Annotated in this window: 15 protein-coding genes; 13 read left to right on the top strand and 2 right to left on the bottom strand. The window is 73.3% G+C overall.

What is annotated here, in order from left to right:
- The first annotated feature begins 206 nt into the window (after positions 1-206).
- From OOT42_RS15485 to OOT42_RS15475, 3 genes are all read left to right on the top strand, one after another.
- On the top strand, positions 207-2,072 hold the full coding sequence (locus OOT42_RS15485) for an ABC transporter family substrate-binding protein (RefSeq protein WP_273652062.1): 1,866 nt from the start codon (positions 207-209) through the stop codon (positions 2,070-2,072).
- A gap of 200 nt (positions 2,073-2,272) precedes the next feature.
- Positions 2,273-3,916: an ABC transporter permease gene (locus OOT42_RS15480; RefSeq protein ID WP_273652061.1), complete on the top strand. Its 1,644-nt coding sequence runs from the start codon at positions 2,273-2,275 to the stop codon at positions 3,914-3,916.
- Positions 3,913-4,977, top strand: coding sequence for an ABC transporter permease (locus OOT42_RS15475; RefSeq protein WP_273652060.1), 1,065 nt, complete (start codon positions 3,913-3,915; stop codon positions 4,975-4,977). Before OOT42_RS15480 ends, OOT42_RS15475 begins: the two co-directional genes overlap by 4 nt.
- Before the next feature lie 16 nt (positions 4,978-4,993).
- Here the strand turns inward: OOT42_RS15475 and OOT42_RS15470 are convergent, their stop codons facing one another.
- Positions 4,994-5,605 carry a PH domain-containing protein gene (locus OOT42_RS15470; protein ID WP_273652059.1) on the bottom strand — a complete coding sequence of 204 codons (612 nt, stop codon included), beginning with the start codon at positions 5,603-5,605 and terminating at the stop codon, positions 4,994-4,996.
- Between the two features lie 86 nt (positions 5,606-5,691).
- Between OOT42_RS15470 and OOT42_RS15465 the strand changes: the two genes are divergently transcribed.
- From OOT42_RS15465 to OOT42_RS15435, 7 genes are all read left to right on the top strand, one after another.
- Positions 5,692-7,584: an ABC transporter ATP-binding protein gene (locus tag OOT42_RS15465; protein WP_273652058.1), complete on the top strand. Its 1,893-nt coding sequence runs from the start codon at positions 5,692-5,694 to the stop codon at positions 7,582-7,584.
- Positions 7,585-7,825: 241 nt separating this feature from the next.
- Complete coding sequence (locus tag OOT42_RS15460) at positions 7,826-9,631, top strand: ABC transporter substrate-binding protein (RefSeq protein WP_273652057.1); 1,806 nt, start codon at positions 7,826-7,828, stop codon at positions 9,629-9,631.
- Positions 9,632-9,747: 116 nt separating this feature from the next.
- On the top strand, positions 9,748-11,679 hold the full coding sequence (typA, locus tag OOT42_RS15455) for a translational GTPase TypA (protein ID WP_273652056.1): 1,932 nt from the start codon (positions 9,748-9,750) through the stop codon (positions 11,677-11,679).
- Positions 11,680-11,684: 5 nt separating this feature from the next.
- Positions 11,685-12,608 carry a PIG-L family deacetylase gene (locus tag OOT42_RS15450; RefSeq protein WP_273652055.1) on the top strand — a complete coding sequence of 308 codons (924 nt, stop codon included), beginning with the start codon at positions 11,685-11,687 and terminating at the stop codon, positions 12,606-12,608.
- A gap of 5 nt (positions 12,609-12,613) precedes the next feature.
- Positions 12,614-13,129, top strand: coding sequence for a hypothetical protein (locus OOT42_RS15445; RefSeq protein WP_273652054.1), 516 nt, complete (start codon positions 12,614-12,616; stop codon positions 13,127-13,129).
- Positions 13,126-13,626 carry a flavin reductase family protein gene (locus tag OOT42_RS15440; RefSeq protein WP_273652053.1) on the top strand — a complete coding sequence of 167 codons (501 nt, stop codon included), beginning with the start codon at positions 13,126-13,128 and terminating at the stop codon, positions 13,624-13,626. The genes OOT42_RS15445 and OOT42_RS15440 overlap by 4 nt, the downstream gene beginning before the upstream one ends.
- Positions 13,627-13,791: 165 nt before the next feature.
- Entirely contained in the window at positions 13,792-17,907 is a 4,116-nt protein-coding gene (locus OOT42_RS15435) for a VanW family protein (RefSeq protein ID WP_273652052.1), read from the top strand.
- 126 nt (positions 17,908-18,033) lie between these two features.
- Here the strand turns inward: OOT42_RS15435 and OOT42_RS15430 are convergent, their stop codons facing one another.
- A complete protein-coding gene (locus OOT42_RS15430; RefSeq protein WP_273652051.1) occupies positions 18,034-18,312 on the bottom strand; it encodes a hypothetical protein in 279 nt (92 codons plus the stop codon).
- A 61-nt stretch (positions 18,313-18,373) separates the two neighbouring features.
- Between OOT42_RS15430 and fdxA the strand changes: the two genes are divergently transcribed.
- The 3 genes from fdxA (at position 18,374) to OOT42_RS15415 (ending at position 21,364) form a co-directional block, all read left to right on the top strand.
- Complete coding sequence (gene fdxA, locus OOT42_RS15425; RefSeq protein WP_013772042.1) at positions 18,374-18,700, top strand: ferredoxin; 327 nt, start codon at positions 18,374-18,376, stop codon at positions 18,698-18,700.
- Positions 18,701-18,709: 9 nt separating this feature from the next.
- Positions 18,710-19,867, top strand: a complete 1,158-nt coding sequence (gene dapC, locus OOT42_RS15420; protein WP_273652050.1) for a succinyldiaminopimelate transaminase — start codon at positions 18,710-18,712, stop codon at positions 19,865-19,867.
- Between the two features lie 198 nt (positions 19,868-20,065).
- A complete protein-coding gene (locus OOT42_RS15415) occupies positions 20,066-21,364 on the top strand; it encodes a citrate synthase (RefSeq protein ID WP_273652049.1) in 1,299 nt (432 codons plus the stop codon).
- Positions 21,365-21,413 lie beyond the last annotated feature (49 nt).

Here is a 21,413-nt window from a genome sequence, read left to right as displayed (position 1 = left end):
GGCCACCCGTCTCGTATCGTGGACGGTACCAGCCAGTATCAATCAGGTAACGATCGGGCCGCGAGTCACAACGTGCCCGATATGTCCGACGCTGCTTGACTAGCGTGTGCCCAACTCACGGCGGACGTGTACCTGCCCGCCGTCCGGCGCACGGTCACCCCGGGCGCACGGCGGCGCCGCACGTCCTCCCCTTCCCAGGAGGAACATTGAAGATCAGGCGAATCAGCGCCGTGGCGGCCCCGGTCGCCGTCGGCGCCCTGGTGCTCGGAGCGTGCTCCGGACCTGAGACGGGCTCGGAGATCGAGGAGGACACCTCGGTCAGCGTCGGCTGGAACCAGCCGTTCTACTCGCAGAACAACCTCACGTCGGTCGGCAACGCGACCACCAACGCGAACGTTCTGTACCTCACGAACGCGCAGTTCAACTACTACGACGGCGACCTCAACCTCGTGAAGAACGAGGACGTCGGCACGTACGAGAAGGTCTCCGACGACCCGCTGACGATCAAGTACACGCTCAACGAGGGCGTGAAGTGGTCCGACGGCACCCCCGTCGACGCCGCCGACCTCATCCTCTACTGGGGCCCCCAGGACGACGACTTCGACAACGTCCAGCCCGAGTACGACGAGGAGGGCAACGTCACGAACCAGGACGCCATCGACGCCGGCGTCTACTTCGACGGCTCCTCCGTCGCGATGTCCCTCATCAACGACGCGCCGGAGATCGGTGACGACGGCCGCTCGGTCACGTTCGTCTACTCCGAGCCGCGCTCCGACTGGGAGATCTCGGTCCAGCCCTCGCCCGTCGCCGCGCACGCGGTCGCCAAGCTCGCGCTCGGCATCGACGACCCCGAGGAGGGCAAGCAGGCCATCATCGACGCGTTCACGGAGAACAAGACCGAGGACCTGTCGAAGATCGCCAAGGTCTGGAACTCCTCGTTCGACTTCACCTCGCTGCCCGACGACGAGTCGCTGTACCTCTCGTCCGGCGCGTACGTCATGTCGGAGTACGTCGAGAACCAGTACATGACGCTCCAGGCGCGCGACGACTACGAGTGGGGCCCGAAGCCCAAGGTCTCGTCGATCACGATCCGCTACACCGAGGACCCGCTGGCGTCCGTCACGGCCCTGCAGAACGGTGAGGTCGACCTCATCCAGCCGCAGTCGTCGGTCGACGTCATCAAGACCCTCGAGGGCCTGGACAACATCGAGTACAAGACGGCGCCCGAGGGCACGTTCGAGCACGTCGACACCATCATGAACAACGGTGGTCCGTTCGACCCGGCGACCTACGGCGGCGACGCCGAGAAGGCCCGCAAGGTCCGCGAGGCGTTCCTCAAGACGATCCCGCGCCAGGAGATCATCGAGAAGCTGATCAAGCCGCTGCAGGAGGACGCCGAGACGCGTGACTCCTTCACGGTGGTCCCGGGCTCGCCGACCTACGACGACGTCGTCGCCAACAACGGCTCCGACGCCTTCGCCGAGGTCGACATCGCCGGCGCCCAGGCGCTGCTCGCCGAGGCCGGCGTGGCGACCCCGGTCAGCGTCCGCTTCCTCTACGGCAAGTCGAACGTCCGCCGCGCGAACGAGTACCAGCTGATCGCTGCCTCCGCCGCCCAGGCCGGCTTCACCGTCGTGGACGAGGGCGACGACGCGTGGGGCTCGCGCCTGTCCGACACGGCGTCGTACGACGCGTCGCTGTTCGGCTGGCAGTCGACCAACACGTTCGCCCTGAACTCCGAGGGCAACTACGTCACCGGCGGTCTGAACAACTTCGGTGGCTACTCCAACGCGGACGTCGACGCCTGGTACGGCGAGATGGCGACCGCGGACGCCGACGAGGAGAAGGAGCTGACGACCAACATCGAGAAGCAGCTCTTCGCCGACGCGTTCGGTGTCCCGATCTTCCAGTTCCCGGGCGTGGTGGCGAACCGCTCCGTCCTGAAGGGCGTCTCGACGATCCCGCTGTCGCCGACGATCTTCTGGAACTACTGGGAGTGGGAGATCAGCGCCGAGGACTCGCTCGACGCGCCGTCGGCGACGCCGGCCGCGACCGAGGAGACCGAGGGCTGACCCTCAGCTCGCTGTAGCACGCACGACAGGGGGTGCCGCGGCCACCAGGCCGCGGCACCCTCGTCGTTCGCCCGGGCACCGACCGTATGGTCGCTGACCAGGGCAGACACGGACGTGGGACCTGCGGCACCACCGACACCGCCGAGCCCTCGTAGAATCGTCCTTCGCCACCATCCCCACGCGAACGAGGTTGGGACCCCATGGTCACCTCTGAGAAGAGCCTGGCGCCGGCTCCGGCAGCGGCTACCGCCGCACCGGCCGCGCAGGCCCCCCGGCGCCGAAGCCTCAGCGCCTCCGCGCCGACGTTGACCTTCATCGGTCGCCGTCTGCTGTCCTCGGCGATCGTCCTTCTCGGGGCGACGTTCATCGTCTACATGCTCCTCGCGTACGCGCTGGATCCCCTCGAGGACCTGTACGCCAGCAGCGCTCCGAACAAGGAGCAGCTGATCGAGGCCCGCATCCGGCTCCTCGACCTCGACACGCCGCCGGTCATCCGCTACTTCAAGTGGCTCGCCGGCGTGCTCGGCTACCTGATCGGGCGCGGGACGCTCGGCGAGAGCTGGGTCACCGGCCAGCAGGTCACGGACCTGCTCGCGAGCGCGATCCCCTCGACGGTCCAGCTCGTCGGCGGCGCCACCGTGCTCGCCGTCGTGCTCGGCATCACCGTCGGCATCGCCTCGGCGCTGCGGCAGTACACCGGGTTCGACTACTCGGTGACGTTCATGTCGTTCGTCCTGTACTCGCTGCCGTCCTTCTGGGTCGCGGTGCTCCTCAAGCTGTGGGGCGCCATCGGCTTCAACGACTTCCTCGCGGACCCGACGCTGAGCACCGCGACGATCGTCGTCCTCGCCGTCCTGGCAGGGTTGATCTGGCAGGTGCTGATCGGCGGGAACCTGCGACGGCGACTGATCACGTTCGCCACGTCCGCGCTCGCGACGGGCGTCGTGATCTTCGCGGTGCTGGAGAGCGGCTGGCTGCTGGACCCGAGCCTCGGCATGGTCGGCATCGCCGTCCTCGGCGCCGGTGCGGCCGTCGGCCTCACCGCCCTGACCACCGGGCTGCACAACCGCCGCGCGCTCCTGTCGTCGCTCACCGTCGTCACCATCGGCGTGGCGCTGTGGTTCCCGCTGCAGTACCTGTTCGTCGCGTCGGGCTTCAACGGCCTGTGGGTCCTCGGCCTCGGGGTCCTCTCGGTGGTGGTCGGCCTCGTCGTCGGGCGCCTGTACGGCGGCCCCGACTACGGGCAGTCGATGCGCAACGCCGCGATCGTCGCGTTCGTCGTGGCGGGCCTGATCTTCGTCGACCGCGTCATGCAGGTCTGGAAGCCCTACAGCGACTCGAGCTACATCAACGGCCGCCCGATCGCGACCATCGGCTCGCAGACGCCCGGCCTCAACGGCGACTACTGGGTCGAGACGCTCGACCGGTTCACGCACCTGATCCTGCCGACCATCGCGCTCATCCTGATCTCGTTCGCGTCGTACACCCGGTACTCGCGCGCGAGCCTGCTCGAGGTCATGAACCAGGACTACATCCGCACCGCGCGGGCCAAGGGCCTGCCGGAGCGGGTCGTCACGGTGCGGCACGCGTTCCGCAACGCGCTGATCCCGCTCGCGACGATCATCCCGCTCGACATCGCGGCCCTGTTCGGCGGCGCGATCATCACCGAGCGGATCTTCTCGTGGAGCGGCATGGGCTCGCTCTTCATCCACTCGCTGGGGGCGAGAGACGCCGACCCGATCATGGGGTACTTCCTCGTCGTCGGGACGTTGCTCGTCCTCGCCAACATCGTCGTGGACTTCGTCTACGCCGCCCTCGACCCCAGGATCCGGGTGAACGCATGACCACGCCCACGCCCATCACGCCCCAGCAGCTGGACGGCCCCGAGCACCACGACGTCGTCGAGAACGCGATCGAGCTCAAGGAGGTCGAGGGCCTCTCCCAGGGGCGCATCGTCCTCCGGCGGTTCCTGCGGCACCGCGGCGCCATGGCGTCGGCGTTCGTCCTGCTGTGCATCGTCGTCCTGGCGACGACGTCGATCGGCTGGGGCCCGATCCCCGGCTGGTGGAAGTGGACGCCGACCGACCTCGCGCCGATCGTCAACTCGGGCGGCGCGCCGACGCTGTCGTTCTCGGGCGGCATCACGATCGGCGAGCACCCGTTCGGTCAGGACAACATCGGCAAGGACGTGTTCGCGCTCGTCATGCGCGGCACCCAGCAGTCCCTGACGGTCATGGTGATCATCGGCCTGCTCGCGTCGGCCATCGGCATCGCGATCGGCGCGACGGCGGGCTTCTTCCGCGGTCGCCTCGACAACGTGCTCATGCGGTTCACCGACATGGTCATCACGATCCCGGTGATCATGGTCGGCGCGATCCTCGGTGCGTGGGTCGGCGGCGCGAACCCGGTGACGCTCGCGCTCGCCCTCGCGGCGGTCAGCTGGACGTCCATGGCCCGTCTGGTCCGCGGCGAGTTCCTGTCGCTGCGCGAGCGGGAGTTCGTCGACGCGGCCCGCGTCGCCGGCGCGAGCAACGGCCGGATCATGTTCAAGCACATCCTGCCGAACGCGGTCGGCGTCATCATCGTCAACGCGACGCTGCTCATGGCCGCCGCGATCCTGCTCGAGACGGCGCTCAGCTACCTCGGCTTCGGCATCGCGTTCCCCGACGTGTCGCTGGGCAACCTCATCAACGAGTACCAGACGGCGTTCGCGACGCGGCCGTGGCTGTTCTGGTGGCCGGGTCTGTTCATCGTGTCGATCGCGCTCTGCATCAACTTCATCGGTGACGGCCTGCGCGACGCGTTCGACCCGCGCCAGCGCCGCATCCCGACGCGTCGGGCGCTCGCCCGGGCCGCGCGTCGGGCCGAGCGCAAGTCGGGCGTCCCGGCGACCGCCGGAGCCTGATCCCGTGACCCGCCGTTCAGAGCGCGAGCGCCAGCACGCTGGCCGCCAGCAGGATCGCCAGCGCGGCGATCGTGCCGGTGTGCCAGCGCACGCGCGGGCGCTCGCGCTCGAACCGCGGGTCGTCCAGGAGCCCGGCGTCACGGGCGTCCTCCCAGCGCTGCCGCACGATCGCGGCCGCGTCGCCGGAGTCGGTGCCGGCCAGGTCGCCGGGGCGGACGCTCCCGCCCGGACCGTAGGTGCTGCTCGGCAGGTTCTTGTCGGCGCCGGCCTGCGTACGACCGGTGCGGACGGCGCTCGGCGCGGGCGCCGCCCAGGCGGAGTAGGAGCCGTACACGGTGCGCAGCGTCAGCGCGTACTGGGTGCCGACCTCCTGGATCGCCGGCCACGGGATCTCCACGGTCCGCAGCACGTTGCGGATCTCGACCCCCGCGGGCGTCACGACGACGGCGGGACGCCAGTAGGCGGCCCAGGCACCGACGGCGACCAGCGCCAGCAGCGGCAGGTAGGGGAGCGTCGTCGACGCGTCGTCGACCAGGCCCGTCACGGCGCCGACCACGCACAGCACCACGACACCACCGGCAACCCATCGGCCGAACCCCGGCCGGAACTCCACGACGTCCGCCACCATGCGGTCATCGTCCCAGACGGCTCCGGACCGGCTGCGCGCCACCGCGCGACCGACCCGGCCCCCGCACGGAAGGAACTGCTCGACCAGTGAGCACCGAGACCCTCGCGAACGCCCCGGCCCCGACGCCGGACGGCAAGGCGCCCATCCTCGAGGTCCGTGACCTGACCGTCGAGTTCTTCGTCGACGGCGAGTGGTACCCCGCCGCGACGGAGGTCACCTACGACGTCCGCCCCGGCGAGGTCCTCGCCATCGTCGGCGAGTCCGGGTCGGGCAAGACGCAGTCGTCGATGTCCCTCATCGGACTGCTCCCGCCGAACGGCCGTGCCGCCGGCTCCGCGAAGCTCGCGGGCCGTGAGCTCCTCGGGCTGACGCACAAGCAGCTCAGCTCGGTCCGCGGCAAGGACGTCGCGGTCATCTTCCAGGAGCCGATGACGGCGCTGAACCCGGTGTACACGGTCGGGTTCCAGATCATCGAGACCCTGCGCGTGCACTTCGACATGGGCCCGAAGGCGGCGCGGCAGCGCGCGATCGAGCTGCTCAAGCTCGTCGACATCCCCGACCCGGAGCGCGCGGTCGACAAGTACCCGCACCAGCTCTCGGGCGGCCAGCGCCAGCGCGGCATGATCGCCCAGGCGCTCGCGTGCGACCCGAAGCTGCTCATCGCCGACGAGCCGACGACCGCGCTCGACGTGACGGTCCAGGCCGAGATCCTCAAGCTCATGCGCGACCTGCGCAGCCGCATCGACTCCGGCATCGTGCTCATCACGCACGACATGGGTGTCGTCGCGGACCTCTCGGACCGCGTGCTCGTCATGAAGAACGGCCGCATCGTCGAGTCGGGCTCGTCGGACGCGATCTTCAACCGCCCGACGCACCCGTACACGATCCAGCTGCTCGAGTCGGTGCCGCACCTCGGCTCGGCGACGTTCCAGGCGCCGGGCGCCGAGCACGACGTGACGTCGTCGACGACGGCGACGCCCGTGCAGGCGCCGACGCCCGTCGCGACGGCCACGGAGCTCGCGCTCGAGGCGAAGGACCTCATCATCGAGTACCCGTCGCGCGGCCGGATCCCCGCGTTCCGGGCGATCAACGGCGTCGACCTGTCGATCGCGCGCGGCGAGGTCCTCGGCCTCGTCGGCGAGTCCGGCTCGGGCAAGACGACCGTCGGGCGCGCCGCCGTCGGCCTGCTGCCGGTCGCGGGCGGCTCGCTCAAGGTCAACGGCGTCGAGCTCGCGGGCGTGAAGCCGAAGAAGCTGCGCGAGGTCCGCCAGGACGTCTCGATCGTCTTCCAGGACCCGGGCTCGTCGCTCAACCCGCGCCTGCCGATCGGCGAGTCCATCGGCGAGCCGCTCAAGCTGCACGGCATCGCCAAGGGAGCCGAGCTGAGCAAGCGCGTCGAGGACCTGCTCGACCGCGTGCACCTGCAGCGCTCGATGCGCAACCGCTACCCGCACGAGCTGTCCGGCGGCCAGCGGCAGCGTGTCGGCATCGCCCGCGCGCTCGCGCTGAGCCCCAAGCTGCTCATCGCCGACGAGCCGACGTCCGCGCTCGACGTGTCCGTGCAGGCCCGCGTGCTCGACCTGTTCCAGGAGCTGCAGCGCGAGTACGGCTTCGCGTGCCTGTTCATCAGCCACGACCTGGCCGTCGTCGAGATCCTGTCCAGCCGCATCGCGGTCATGAACAAGGGCCTGCTCGTCGAGGTCGGCGACCGCGACTCGATCCTGCGCACCCCGCAGCAGGACTACACCAAGCGCCTGCTCGCAGCCGTGCCCGTGCCGAACCCGGCCGAGCAGAAGGTGCGCCGCGAGGAGCGCGACCGGCTCATCGAGGAGGCGGAGGCGGCGCTGCGCCAGGCCGACGCCGAGGCGGACGCCCGTGCGCGCGGCGTGCAGGTCGACGACGCGGAGCAGCGCAAGGTGCAGTCGCAGGGTCGCGGCCAGGCGTCCGACCCGCGCGGCGGCGCCGAGGGTGGGTTCTGACCCGGACGACCTGACCGAAGGCCGTGCCGGCAGCGTCTGCGGGCACGGCCTTCGGCGTTCTCACGGACCGGGCGCGAGCACGGCGCCGCGTGGCGGACGTCCGTCCCACCCGAGTTGTCCGGCAGAGTTCAGTTCCGGGTGGTGACGACCGATATCCGCAGGTGGTGGCGGTGTGAGACCGTCCAGGCGAGACGTCCGACGGGGGAGTCCCGTGCGGCAGACGATCCGGGAGGTCCGTGGCGTGCGCAGGTCGACGGTGGGGGGTGCCGCGCTCGTCGCGGTCCTCGGTCTCGTGCTCGGCGGCTGCACCCAGCCGGAGCCCGACCCCGAGCGGGCGGGGACCGTGGTCGTGGCCGTCGGCAGCGCCTTCGGCTCCCTGAACGCCGGGACGACGCTCGGGCGCACGCCCGGCAGCACGCTCGTCCGGTCGCTCGCGCAGTCGGGGTTCGTGTCGGTCGACGAGGACGGCTCGGCGGTCTTCGACGAGTCCTTCGGCACGGTCGAGAAGGTCGCCGACAGCCCGCTCACCGTCCGCTACACGATCGCCCCGACGGCGCTCTGGTCGGACGGCGTGCCGGTGACCCCCGACGACCTCGTGCTGGAGTGGGCCGCCCGCAGCGGCCTGTACGACGACGTCACGCCGGAGCTGGACGCGTCGGGCGCGGTCGCGAACACCGAGGCGCTCGACGCGGGCGTCGCGTTCGCGGGGACGTCGCCCGCGCTGGTGCACGTCCCGGCCGTGCCGACGGTCGAGGGGTCGAGCGTCACGCTCGTCTACGACGCCCCGGTCGCGGACTGGCAGACGGCGCTCGACGTGAATGTCCCGGCGCACGTCCTGGGCGCGTCGGTCCTCGGGATCGACGACCCGACGGAGGCCGCCGCCGCGGTGACCACCGCGATCACGGGCGAGGACAAGGGTGCGCTGCGGTCGCTGTCGCTCGCGTGGCGCACGGGCCTCACGGCCGAGCTGCTGGCGGAGGACGCGACCGCGGCCGTCACGACCGGTCCCTACGTCGTGGAGCGCGTCGTCGGCGAGGAGCGCGTCGACCTGGTGCGCAACGAGTCGTACGAGGGGGCGCGCCCGGCGGCCTTCGACCGCGTCGTCCTGCGGACCGCGCTGCACCCGCTCGACCAGGTCACCGCGCTGCGCGACGACGAGGTCGACGTCATCGCCCCCGCCGACACGGCCGACGTGCTCGACGCCCTGGAGGACGTCGAGGGCGTGACGACCCGGTCCGGCGGCGACGCGACGCTCCAGCTGCAGCTCCAGGTCGCGGGCGGCGGCGCGTTCGACCCGGCGACCTACGACGGCGACGCCGCGAAGGCGGCCGCGGTCCGGGCCGCGTTCCTCGCGACGGTGCCGCGCGACGCGGTCGTGTCGTCGGTCGCGGAGCCGCTGTGGGCGGACGCCGCCCCGGCCGACGCGCTCCTGCCGGTCGCGGGCGCGACCGTCGGGGAGGTCGACGTGCCGGACGCCGACGTCGCCGACGCCGAGCGCGCGCTCGCCGACGCGGGCGTGACGACCCCCGTGGTCGTGCGGGTCCTCACCGACACGGCCGACCCGGTGCGCCTCGGGGTGCTGGACCTCGTGACGGAGCAGGCGGCCGAGGCGGGGTTCGCGGTGCGCCGGTACCAGCAGGTCGACGGCATGGTCGCCGACCTGCGGGGGGCGCCGTCGGCGTGGGACGTCGCGCTGCTGCCGGTGCCGCAGTCGGAGCTCGGCGCGGCCGCGACGGCGGCCCGCTGGCGCACCCAGGGCTCGACGAACGTGACCGGCTGGACCGGCCCCGACACCGACGCGGCCCTCGACGCGCTCACGGCGACGCTCGACCCCGCGGCCCGCGCGGACGCGTTCGACGCGGTGGCCGCCACGCTCGCCGGCGGGTCGGCGGTGCTGTCGCTCGTGCGGCAGCCCGTCGTCGTCGCGACGCGGGACGCGGACTCCGCGGACGAGGGCCGGCTCCCGCAGCTCGAGCCCGTCCCACCGCTCGCGCTGAGCCGCGCGGACCTCACGTCCTGGTGGGACTGGGCGCGCACGGACGGCTGACCGCCCCCGCAGGGGCGGGGGTGACGGGCGCCACGGCGTGGACGGGGGTCGGGCGGGTAGAATCGTCCGGCGCCACGTCCCGGCGCGCTCCCCACCTGCGAAAGCCGAGTACACCCATGCCTGAGTCCACGACCGTCACCGGCGTGCGCGCCGACCTGCGCAACGTCGCGATCGTGGCCCACGTCGACCACGGGAAGACCACCCTCGTCGACGCGATGCTGTGGCAGTCCGGCGCGTTCGGCGAGCATGCCCACGTCGACGAGCGCGCGATGGACTCCGGCGACCTGGAGCGCGAGAAGGGCATCACGATCCTCGCGAAGAACACCGCGGTCCGGTACGCCGGTCCCGCGGCGGCCGCGGTGGGTCAGCCCGACGGCATCACGATCAACGTCATCGACACCCCCGGCCACGCCGACTTCGGCGGCGAGGTCGAGCGCGGCCTGTCGATGGTCGACGGCGTCGTCCTGCTCGTCGACGCGTCCGAGGGCCCGCTGCCGCAGACCCGCTTCGTGCTGCGCAAGGCGCTCGCCGCGAAGCTGCCCGTGATCCTCGTGGTCAACAAGGTCGACCGCCCCGACGCCCGCATCGACGAGGTCGTGCACGAGGCGACCGACCTGCTGCTCGGCCTCGCGTCCGACCTGCACGAGGAGGTCCCGGACCTCGACCTCGACGCGATCCTCGACGTCCCCGTCGTCTACGCCGCCGCCAAGGCCGGGCGCGCGTCGCTCAACCAGCCCGCCGACGGCGGCCTGCCGGACTCGGAGAACCTCGAGCCGCTGTTCGCGACGATCCTCGAGAAGATCCCCGCCCCGACGTTCGACGAGGGCGCCCCGCTGCAGGCGCACGTCACGAACCTCGACGCGTCACCGTTCCTCGGCCGCCTCGCGCTGCTCCGCATCTTCAACGGCACCCTGCGCAAGGGCCAGACCGTCGCGTGGGCGCGGTCCGACGGCTCGCTGCAGAACGTCCGCATCACCGAGCTGCTGGAGACGAAGGCCCTCGAGCGCGTCCCCACGGACTCGGCCGGTCCCGGCGACATCGTCGCCGTCGCCGGCATCGAGGACATCACGATCGGCGAGACGCTGACCGACCCGGACGACCCGCGCCCGCTACCGCTCATCACGGTCGACGACCCGGCCATCTCGATGACCATCGGCATCAACACCAGCCCGCTCGCGGGCAAGGGCGGCAAGGGCCACAAGGTCACCGCGCGTCAGGTCAAGGACCGCCTCGACAAGGAGCTCATCGGTAACGTGTCGCTCCGCGTCGTCCCGACGGACCGCCCCGACGCGTGGGAGGTCCAGGGCCGTGGTGAGCTCGCGCTCGCGATCCTCGTCGAGCAGATGCGCCGCGAGGGCTTCGAGCTGACCGTCGGCAAGCCGCAGGTCGTCACGAAGAAGGTCGACGGCCAGGTGCACGAGCCCGTCGAGCGCATGACGATCGACGTCCCCGAGGAGTACCTCGGCGCCGTCACGCAGCTGCTCGCGCAGCGCAAGGGCCGCATGGAGACCATGTCGAACCATGGCACCGGCTGGGTCCGCATGGAGTTCCTCGTCCCGGCGCGCGGCCTCATCGGCTTCCGCACGCGGTTCCTCACCGACACGCGCGGCACCGGCATCGCGTCGTCCATCGCCGAGGGCTACGAGCCGTGGGCCGGCCCGATCGAGACGCGCCAGTCGGGCTCGCTCGTCGCCGACCGCGCGGGCGTCGTCACGCCGTTCGCCATGATCAACCTGCAGGAGCGCGGCTCGTTCTTCGTCGACCCCACGCAGGAGGTCTACGAGGGCATGATCGTCGGCGAGAACTCCCGCAACGAGGACATGGACGTCAACATCACCAAGGAGAAGAAGCTCACCAACATGCGCTCCTCCACGGCGGACAACTTCGAGAACCTCGTGCCGCCGCGCAAGCTCACGCTCGAGGAGTCGCTCGAGTTCGCGCGCGAGGACGAGTGCGTCGAGGTGACGCCGGAGATCGTCCGCATCCGCAAGGTGGTGCTCGACCAGACCGAGCGCGCGCGCATCACCGCGCGCAACAAGAAGTCCTGACGACGGTGGCGCCGGTCGGCGGGCTCGTCGCGGTGCACGCGCACCCCGACGACGAGACCCTGTCGACCGGCGCGCTGCTCGCCACCTGGGCGCGTGCCGGCCGGCCCGCCACCGTCGTCACCTGCACGCGCGGCGAGCGCGGCGAGGTCATCGGCGACGCGCTCGCGCACCTCGAGGGCGACGGGCCGGCGCTCGCCGCCCACCGCGAGACCGAGCTCGCCGCCGCGCTGTCGGCACTGGGCGTCGCCGAGCACGTCTTCCTCGACGCGACCGGTCCGGCGGGGGAGCGGTTCGAGGACTCCGGAATGGCGTGGCTCGGGACCGGTCGCGCCGGGACGGCCGCCGACCTGCCGGACCGCGCGTTCGTGGGCGTGGCCGTCGCCGAGGCCGCCGCGAGGCTGGCCGACGTCCTGCGCCTGCGGCAGCCCGACGTCGTCGTCACCTACGAGCCCGACGGCGGCTACGGGCACCCCGACCACGTGCACGCGCACCGGGTGACCATGCGCGCCGTCGAGCTCGTCGCGGCCCAGGACCTGCGCCCGACCGTGCTGTGGGCGGCGCAGCGCAGCGCCCACCTGCGGGCCGCGTACCGTGCCCTGGCCGGCGGTTCGGTGACGCTCGCGCTGGGCGACGAACGGGGCGACCTCACGCTGCCCGACGCCGACGGTCCGCTCCCGTCCGTGGCCGTCGACACGCTCGACGTCACGGTCGACGTCCTCCCCGTCCGCGACGCCGTCCTCGGCGCGATGCGCGCCCACGCCACTCAGGTCCGCGCGGTCCGCGCGCTCGACGGGACCCCCGGCCTCGTCGGCTGCTACGCCCTGAGCAACGACGTGCTCGCGCCCGTGCTGCCCGTCGAGGGGTACCGGCTGGCCGGCGGTCGCGTCGACGTGCTCGCCGGGGTGCCCGGCGTCCGGCCGGTAGCCTGACCGCCGTGCAGCCACTGAGCACCGGCGTCCTCACGAAGGCCGCGTCCACCTTCGTCCTCGGCCTCGTGGTCGGGGCGGTCGGGACCACCATGCACCGCAGCGTGCAGCCGTGGGGCCTCGTCCTGTGCCTGCTGCTCGTGGTGTGCGCCGGGTTCCTCGCGCGGTCCTGGGGCGGCGGCGTCGCCCTCGCCGGGCTCGCGGGTGGGATGTTCCTCAGCGTCACGACCCTGTCCCGCTCCGGACCCGGCGGCGACGTCCTGGTCCCCGCCCAGCAGGGCATCGGGTGGGCCTGGGTCGTCGGCGCCGTCGGGGTGCTGCTGCTCGTCGCCGTCGCACCCCGCGCGATGTTCCGGGACGAGCCGCGCGGCGAGCGCCCGCCCCGCGTCGCGCCGGACGCCACCGACGACCGGCTCCGTGCCGCGACGCGCGCCGACGACTCGAAGGGGTCGGGCCCGGACGACGTGGCGGGAGACGTCGAGGGCTCGCCGGACGCCGGCACCGGTCCGGTCGCGCCCCGATGACGCAGCCCGAGCCCGTCGCGCCGGACGACTTCCGCGGCGCCGTCGGACGGCTGCCCGCCGGGGTCGCCGTCGTGACGCTGCGCTGGCGCGGGACCGACCACGCCGCGACCGTCGGCTCGGTCGTCTCGGTGTCGCTCGACCCGCCGCTCGTGCTGTTCTGCGTGCACGTCGACGCCCGGCTGCGCGACGCCCTCGACGAGGTCGACACGTGGGCGGTGTCGGTCCTCGCCGACGACCAGGCAGCCACCGCGGACTGGCTCGCGTCCGCGGGCCGACCGGCCTTCGACCAGCTCGCCCGCGTGCCGCACCGGGCGGCGCCCGTCTCCGGCGCCGCGTGGCTCGACGGGGCCGCGGCGTGGTTCGACTGCCGCACCACCGACGTGCACCGTGCGGGCGACCACGACGTCGTCGTCGGCAGCGTGCTCGCCGTCGAGCAGGGCGACCCCACCACCGGCGGCCTCGTCCACCTGCGCGGACGCGTCCGACCCGTCCGCTGAGCCGCCAGGCGTGGCGGACGTGCGCAGAGCCTGTGCACGCCGGGTGAGAACCGGGGACGCGCGGCTCGTCTGCCTGGTCGCCTCAGGCTCGCACCGTAGAATCGCGCGGGCGCGCGACATCGCGCCGCCCACGCGCCGACCCGGGCGCACCAGCAGGGGAGCAGGATGACCGAGCGGACCGACCGCGACAACTCCGTGCGGCCGGAGGCCTCCGCCGCCGACGTGCCCACGACCGACGACGCCACGCGTCGCACCGTCGAGGAGCAGGCAGAGGCCACCACGTCACCCGCGGCCGCCGAGGCCCCGACCGAGGCCGACGCCGCCGCCGCCGACGCGGTCGACGCGGGTGGTAACGACGCCGACGGTGACGCCGCCGACGCCGACGGTGACGCCGCTGCCGGTACCGCGGACGCCCTGTCGGCCGCCGAGCGCGTCGAACCCGCCCGTGCGGCGGACCGTGAGGACGTCGACGAGCGCCGAGGCGACGCGGACGCGCCGACCGCCGAGGCCGAGCCCGTCGAGGACGCCGAAGCCGGCGCCGTCGGGGTCGCCGCCGGCGCCGACGAGCCGACTGCCCCCGCCGACGCCGCGCCGTCCGACGACGTCGTCGCTGACGTCGAGACGTCCGAAGCTCCCGACGCGACCGAGGCGTCCGCCGCCGGGACGACCGCCGACGCCGCGGAGCCCGCCGCCGACGCGACGGTCCAGACGCCCGTTGCCGACGCGCCGGTCCAGACGCCCGTCGCCGACGGGGGGACTGCCGCGGCTGACGAGCCGGCCGAGACCGCCGACCCGGCCGACGTCGAGCAGGCCGTCGCCCCCGCGCCGTCCGACACCGTCGAGCCGACCGCTGAGGCCGCCGCTGCCGATCCCGTCGAGGCGTCCGTCGCCGCCGTGCCCTCCGCCGACGGGGCGGACGCCGAGCCGGCGAAGGTCGTCGACGGTGACGTTCCCGCCGCTGACGCCGAGGGATCCGCGGACGCCGATGTCGAGCCTGCCGTGGTCACCGCCGCCGCATCCGCCGACGTCTCCGACGCCGAGCCCACCGACGCTCCTGCCGCTGGGCCCGAGCCGGCCGCGGTCCCGGTCGACGCCGCGCCGGTCGCCGACAGTGCGTCGGCCGATCGTGCCGTGGGCGACGCGGGACCGGAGGCATCGGGCGACGACCTCGTCGCCACCGCCGACGCGCGCGACGAGTCGGCGACCGTGTGGCCCGTGTGGGGCACCGCGTCGGGCGCACAGGCCGCGACCGCTGCCGACGGAGCCGACGCGTCGACCCGTGCGGTCCCGCGCGTCGTCAGCGACGACTCCGGCACCGTCGACGACCTGACCGACGAGCCGGTCGCGTCGGGCAGCGGCACGTCCGCGACGCCGGACGACGAGGCCGCCGGTACCCCCGCCCCCGACGCCGCTCCGGCTGCCCGGGCCGGTTCGCCGACCTCGGGTGACCCGGCCGAGACGTCCACCCCGACGTCCGCCGGCAGCGCGTCAGGGACCCCCACCCCGGCGTCCGCCGGGGCCACCCCCGCGGCGTCCGCCCAGGAGTCCGCCGACGCCGCGTCGAGCACGCCCGCGCCGAGCGCCGCCGCCGCGGCCGTCGCGGGGACGCCCGGGACCGCCCCGACGAGCGACGGTGACCCCGCCGCCCGGGCGGCGAGCCCGGCCCCGCCGACCACTCCGGCCACGCCGCCCGCGCAGGCGGGTGGTCCGGCCACGGCGCCGTCCGCCCCCGAGGCACGGCCTGCGTCGCAGACTGCCGCACCGGCGCCCGCACCGACGTCGCCCGCACCGACGTCGCCCGCACCGACGTCGCCCGCACCGATGTCGTCGGCGCCGAGCACCGTCGCCCCGGCGAGCGCGTCTGCGGCGGCAGCTCCCACCGCAGCCTCGCCGAACGCAGCCTCGCCGAACGCTGCCTCGTCGAACGCTGCCTCGTCGAGCGCTGCGTCGACGGCCGCTGCCTCGGCGGCCGCTGCGGCTGCCGGCGCGGCGTCGACGGCTGCCGAGGCGCCGACGGCTCGCACCGCGCCGACGGCTCCCGCTGGATCTCCGGCCGCGAGCGCGCCGACGGCTCCCGCTGGATCTCCGGCCGCGAGCGCGCCGACGGCTCCCGCCGGACCTCCGGCCGCCGCCGCACCGTCGGCTCCGGCGGGCACCGCTCCGTCCGCCCCCACCGCTCCGTCCGCCCCCGCGTCCCCGGCAGCCGCTGCTCCGGCGGCTCCCGTCGCGCCTCCGGCTCGCACAGCCGCGAACGCGGCGCCGCCGGCCGGTCAGTCGGCGGCCGGTGCTCCGCCGGCGGGTGTCGCCCGGCCCGCGAGTGCCGCTCCGGCGTCGCCGTCGACCCCCGCGACCGCGGTCCCCCCGACGGTCGCCGTCCCTCCGACGACCCCGGCGCCCCACCCTCCGGCAGGCCCGGCGGCGTCGGCTGCGGGCGCGACGGCGGCGACGGCGTCGGGCGGTGCGTTCGCGCCGGTCGGCTCGCGTGGGCCGGACCCGCTGGCACCGCGCATCGCCTCCGGCCCGGTCCCGTCCCGCGAGGACGACCGGGAGGCGTCGCCGCTCGACGTGTTCGAGCCGGACGACGGCCGCCGCCGCTGGCTCCGTCCGGTGCTGGTGATCGTGGGTGTGCTGGTCGTGCTGGGCGGCCTGTACGTCGGTGCGTCGTTCGCGCTCGCCGACCGGGTGCCGCGCGGTGCGACGGTCGCGGGCGTGGACGTCGGCGGGATGTCGTCGCAGGAGGCGGTCGACCGGCTGGAGGAGTCGCTCGCGGACACGGCCGGGGAGCCGGTGCCGGTCGAGGCGCAGGACGTGCAGGCGACGGTCGACCCGGCGACGGCCGGGCTGGTGTTCGACGCGCAGGCGACGGCGGACCGGCTCACGGGTGTGGACCTGGCGAACCCGCTGCGCCTGTGGGACCAGATCGTCGGGGTCGGCGCGGCGCAGCCGGTGACGCAGGTCGACGACGCGGCGCTCTCGGCCGCGCTGGAGAACCTGGGTTCGTCGCTCGTGCTCGCGCCGGTCGACGGGACGATCGTCTTCGCGGACGGCACGGCGAACGCGACGCAGGCGGCGGACGGCTGGGAGCTGGACGTCGACGGTGCGGCGCAGGTCCTGCACGAGGGCTGGCTCGACGCGGCCCGGCCGCTGACGCTGCCGACGACGACGGTCGAGCCGGCGATCACGCAGGAGGAGACCGACGCGGCGCTGCAGGTCGCGCAGCGGGTGGCGTCGGGTCCCGTGTCGGTGACGGTCGGCGAGCGGTCGACGACCCTCGCGCCGGCGGTCGTGACGGCGAACGCGTCGTTCGTGCCGGTGGACGGCGACCTGGTGCTGCAGATGAACGGCGAGGCGCTGAGCGCCGCGGTCCTGGAGGGCCTGCCGGACCTGCTCACGGCGTCGGAGGACGCGCACTTCGACCTGTCGTCGGGCAGTCCGGTGATCGTGCCGGGCACGCCGGGCACGACGCTCGACCCCGCGTCGCTCGCGACGGCGGTGGCCGACGCGGCGGTGACGAGCGACCGGTCGGCGACGGTCGAGCTGGTGCAGGCGGACCCGGCGGAGTCGACGGCCGAGCTCGAGGCGCTGGGCGTCAAGGAGATCGTGTCGGAGTTCTCCACGCCGCTGACGTCGGAGCCGCGCCGGACGGCGAACATCGCGAACGGCGCGTCGAAGATCAACGGCACCCTGATCCGCCCGGACGAGACGTTCAGCCTCACGGAGGCGCTCGGGCCGGTGGACGCGGCGCACGGCTTCGTGCAGGCCGGGGCGATCGTGAGCGGCGAGCACGTCGACGCGTGGGGCGGCGGCCTGTCGCAGATCTCGACGACGACGTACAACGCGGCGCACTTCGCGGGCTTCGAGGACGTGGAGCACAAGCCGCACAGCGAGTGGTTCGCGCGCTACCCGGAGGGCCGTGAGGCGACGATCTTCACGGGCACGCTGGACATGCGCTGGAAGAACAACACGCCGTACGGCGCGCTGGTGCAGTCGTGGGTCGAGGGCGGGCGCGTGTACGTCCGGATCTGGGGCACCAAGTACTGGACGGTCGAGTCGACGACGAGCCCGCGGTCGGGTGTCGTCTCGCCGACGACGGTGTACTCGCAGTCCCCGACGTGCGAGCCGCAGTCGGCGGGCAACCCGGGCTTCTCGGTGACGGTGACGCGCAAGCTGTACCTGAACGGCGAGCTCAAGGACACGGACACGAACTCGTGGCGGTACAAGCCGCAGAACAAGGTCGTGTGCGGCGCCCCGCCGTCGGCGACGCCACCGGCGACGCCCTGACGTGACCGCCACGAACCCGCCGAGCCCTGGGCCCGGCGGGTTCGTGCGTGCCAGGCGCCCGAGGGTGGACGCGTCACGCGCCGGGTGACGCGGCCGGGCGGCCGTGGGTCGGCGGGCGCGGACCGCTCAGCGTGGGCGGCGCGGCGGCGGGGGCGGGACGCGCTTCGCGAGGACGACGTCCGCACCCGGCACGTCGACGTCGCCGCCGCGGGTCCGGACGGTCAGCCCGTCGTCGTCGCAGCGCAGCACGTCGCCGAGGACGTCGGTGAGCCGCGGCTCGCCGGGAGCGGGGTCGTCGTCGCGCCGGCGCCGCACGACGACGCGCTCGCCGGGGTGCAGCGTCCGCCAGTCGACGCTCACGCGACGCCCCGGCCGGTCGAGGACGGTGCCCGTCGTGGACAGCACCTCACGCGTGCTCGCATGTGGGGGATACTAGGCAGACCCCCTGCGCGTTGGAGGACGCACCGTGACGTATGTGATCGCTGAGCCTTGTGTGGACGTCAAGGACAAGGCGTGCATCGAGGAATGTCCCGTGGACTGCATCTACGAGGGCAAGCGGTCGCTGTACATCCACCCGGACGAGTGTGTGGACTGCGGGGCGTGCGAGCCGGTGTGCCCGGTCGAGGCCATCTACTACGAGGACGACGTCCCGGAGCAGTGGAGCGAGTACTACAAGGCGAACGTCGAGTTCTTCGACGACCTGGGCTCGCCGGGCGGTGCCGCGAAGATGGGTGAGATCGACAAGGACCACCCGATCATCGCGACGCTGCCGCTGCGCGTGCACGGCGACTGACGCCTCCCGGTGGGCCTGCTCACCGGCGCGCTGCCGGACTTCCCCTGGGACACGCTCACCCCGTTCGCGGAGCGGGCGCGCGCGCACCCGGGCGGCATCGTCGACCTGTCCGTGGGGACCCCCGTGGACCCGACGCCCGCGGTGGTGCGTGACGCGCTGACCGCGGCGGCGGACTCGCCGGGCTACCCGCTGACGCACGGCACGCCCGACCTGCGTGAGGCGGTCGTCCGCTGGTTCGCCCGGCGTCGTGGCGTGCCCGGCCTGGACCCGGCGGCGGTGCTGCCGACGGTCGGCTCGAAGGAGCTCGTCGCGCTGCTGCCGTCGCTGCTGGGCCTGGCCGAGGGCGACGTGGTGCTGCACCCGGCGACGGCGTACCCGACGTACGACGTGGGCGCGCGGCTCGCGGGTGCGACGCCGGTCCCGACGGACGACCCGGCGGCGGTGCTGGCGGACGCCGCGACCCGCGCGGGCGTGCGGCTCGTGTGGCTGAACTCGCCCGGCAACCCTGACGGCTCGGTGCTGGGTGTCGAGGACCTGCGGCGCGTCGTGGACGCGGCGCGTGCCGCGGCCGAGCGGGACGGCCGGCCGGTCGTGGTGGCGTCGGACGAGTGCTACGCGGAGCTTGCGTGGGAGGAGCCGTGGGCGTCGTCGGGCGTCCCGAGCGTGCTCGACCCGCGCGTCACGGGCGGCGACCTCACGGGCCTGCTCGCGGTGTACTCGTTGTCCAAGCAGTCGAACCTCGCGGGCTACCGGGCGGCGTTCGTCGCGGGCGACCCGGCCCTGGTCGGGCGACTGCTGGAGACCCGCAAGCACGCCGGCATGATCGTGCCGGGCCCGGTGCAGGCTGCGACGGCCGCGGCGCTCGGGGACGACGCGCACGTCGCGGAGCAGCGCGAGCGGTACCGGCGTCGGCGCCGGCTGCTGCGCGGCGCGTTCGAGGAGGCCGGCTACGTGGTCGACCGCTCGTACGCCGGGCTGTACCTGTGGGTGCGTCCCGACGGCGGCGGCCAGGACTGCTGGTCGACCGTGGGTGACCTCGCCGAGCAGGGGATCCTGGTGGCGCCGGGCGCGTTCTACGGCGCGGCGGCGGCCGGTCACGTCCGGGTGGCGCTGACCGCGTCGGACGAGAAGGTCGCGGAGGCGGCCGCCCGGCTCACGGGCGCGTGACGGCCGTCGTGAGCGCGGTTGTGAGGACCGTCACACCGGGACCCTGGTCCCGTCACGGATTGGTCACGGCAGGCTAGCCGCAGGTACCGTCAAGCCTGGCCAACGAGGGCCGGAGCAGCTGGCCGAGCAGGCCGCACGAACCGACCGCCGGACGCCCAGCGCATCCCCTGGGCCAGGGCGTCGCAGGAAGGAACCACCATGTCGGACGTCGTCACCGCGCCGGTCCAGCTGATCGTCGACGGCCAGTCCCGTGACCTGCCGGTCGTGACCGCGTCCGAGGGGAACGACGGCATCGTCGTCTCGTCGCTGCTGCGCGACACCGGGATGGTCACGGTCGACCCGGGCTTCATGAACACCGCGTCGTGCGAGTCGAAGATCACGTACATCGACGGCGACGCCGGGATCCTGCGCTACCGCGGGTACCCGATCGAGCAGCTCGCGGAGCAGTCGTCGTTCCTCGAGGTCGCGTATCTGCTGATCCACGGCGACCTGCCGACGCAGCCGGAGCTCGAGGCGTTCGAGGAGCGCGTCAACCGGCACACGCTGGTGCACGAGGACTTCCGCACGTTCATGGGGACGTTCCCGCGCAACGCGCACCCGATGGCGGTCATGTCGTCGGCGCTCAACGCGCTGTCGACGTTCTACCCGGAGTCGCTCGACCCGCACGACCCGGAGGCCGTCGAGCTCGCGACGGTGCTCATCCTCGCGAAGACGCGCACGATCACGTCCTACGTGCACCGCACGTCGAAGGGCGAGCCGCTGCTCTACCCGGACTACTCGCGCGGCTACGTCGAGGACTTCCTGCGCATGACGTTCGCGGTCCCGTACCAGCAGTACGACCCGGACCCGGTCGTCGTCCAGGCGCTCGACAAGCTGCTCATCCTGCACGCGGACCACGAGCAGAACTGCTCGACGTCGACCGTGCGCATCGTCGGCTCGTCGAACGCGAACCTGTACGCGTCGGTCGCGGCGGGCATCAACGCCCTGTCGGGTCCGCTGCACGGCGGCGCGAACGAGGCCGTGCTCAAGATGCTCGACGAGATCAAGGCGAACGGCGGCGACGCGACCGCGTTCATGAAGCGCGTGAAGGACAAGGAGCCGGGCGTCCGCCTCATGGGCTTCGGGCACCGCGTCTACAAGAACTACGACCCGCGCGCGGCGATCGTGAAGGAGAGCGCCGACGCGGTGCTCTCGGCGCTCGGCAAGAACGACGAGCTGCTCGACCTGGCGCGTGGCCTGGAGGAGATCGCGCTCAACGACGACTACTTCGTGTCGCGCAAGCTCTACCCGAACGTCGACTTCTACACGGGCCTCATCTACAAGGCGATGGGCTTCTCCGACTCGATGTTCACGCCGCTGTTCGCGCTGGGTCGCATGCCCGGCTGGATCGCGCAGTGGCGCGAGATGATCAACGACCCGCAGACGAAGATCGGCCGCCCGCGCCAGGTCTACACGGGCGCCACCGAGCGCGACTACACGCCTGTCGGGGACCGCTGACGCGACACCCCACCCGACGGGAACGGCCCGGCACGCACGACGTGCCGAG

The sequence above is a fragment of the Cellulomonas fimi genome, from assembly GCF_028583725.1.
GTDB lineage: Bacteria > Actinomycetota > Actinomycetes > Actinomycetales > Cellulomonadaceae > Cellulomonas > Cellulomonas fimi_B.
This window is presented reverse-complemented; position numbering and strand designations above follow the sequence as displayed.

Bases quoted from the DNA above. Each gene is read 5' to 3' on its own strand.
- typA (WP_273652056.1), top strand. From the start codon at position 9,748: ATGCCTGAGTCCACGACCGTCACCGGCGTGCGCGCCGACCTGCGCAAC.
- OOT42_RS15440 (WP_273652053.1), top strand. From the start codon at position 13,126: ATGACGCAGCCCGAGCCCGTCGCGCCGGACGACTTCCGCGGCGCCGTC.
- OOT42_RS15470 (WP_273652059.1), bottom strand. From the start codon at position 5,605: ATGGTGGCGGACGTCGTGGAGTTCCGGCCGGGGTTCGGCCGATGGGTT.
- OOT42_RS15435 (WP_273652052.1), top strand. From the start codon at position 13,792: ATGACCGAGCGGACCGACCGCGACAACTCCGTGCGGCCGGAGGCCTCC.
- OOT42_RS15475 (WP_273652060.1), top strand. From the start codon at position 3,913: ATGACCACGCCCACGCCCATCACGCCCCAGCAGCTGGACGGCCCCGAG.
- OOT42_RS15415 (WP_273652049.1), top strand. From the start codon at position 20,066: ATGTCGGACGTCGTCACCGCGCCGGTCCAGCTGATCGTCGACGGCCAG.
- OOT42_RS15480 (WP_273652061.1), top strand. From the start codon at position 2,273: ATGGTCACCTCTGAGAAGAGCCTGGCGCCGGCTCCGGCAGCGGCTACC.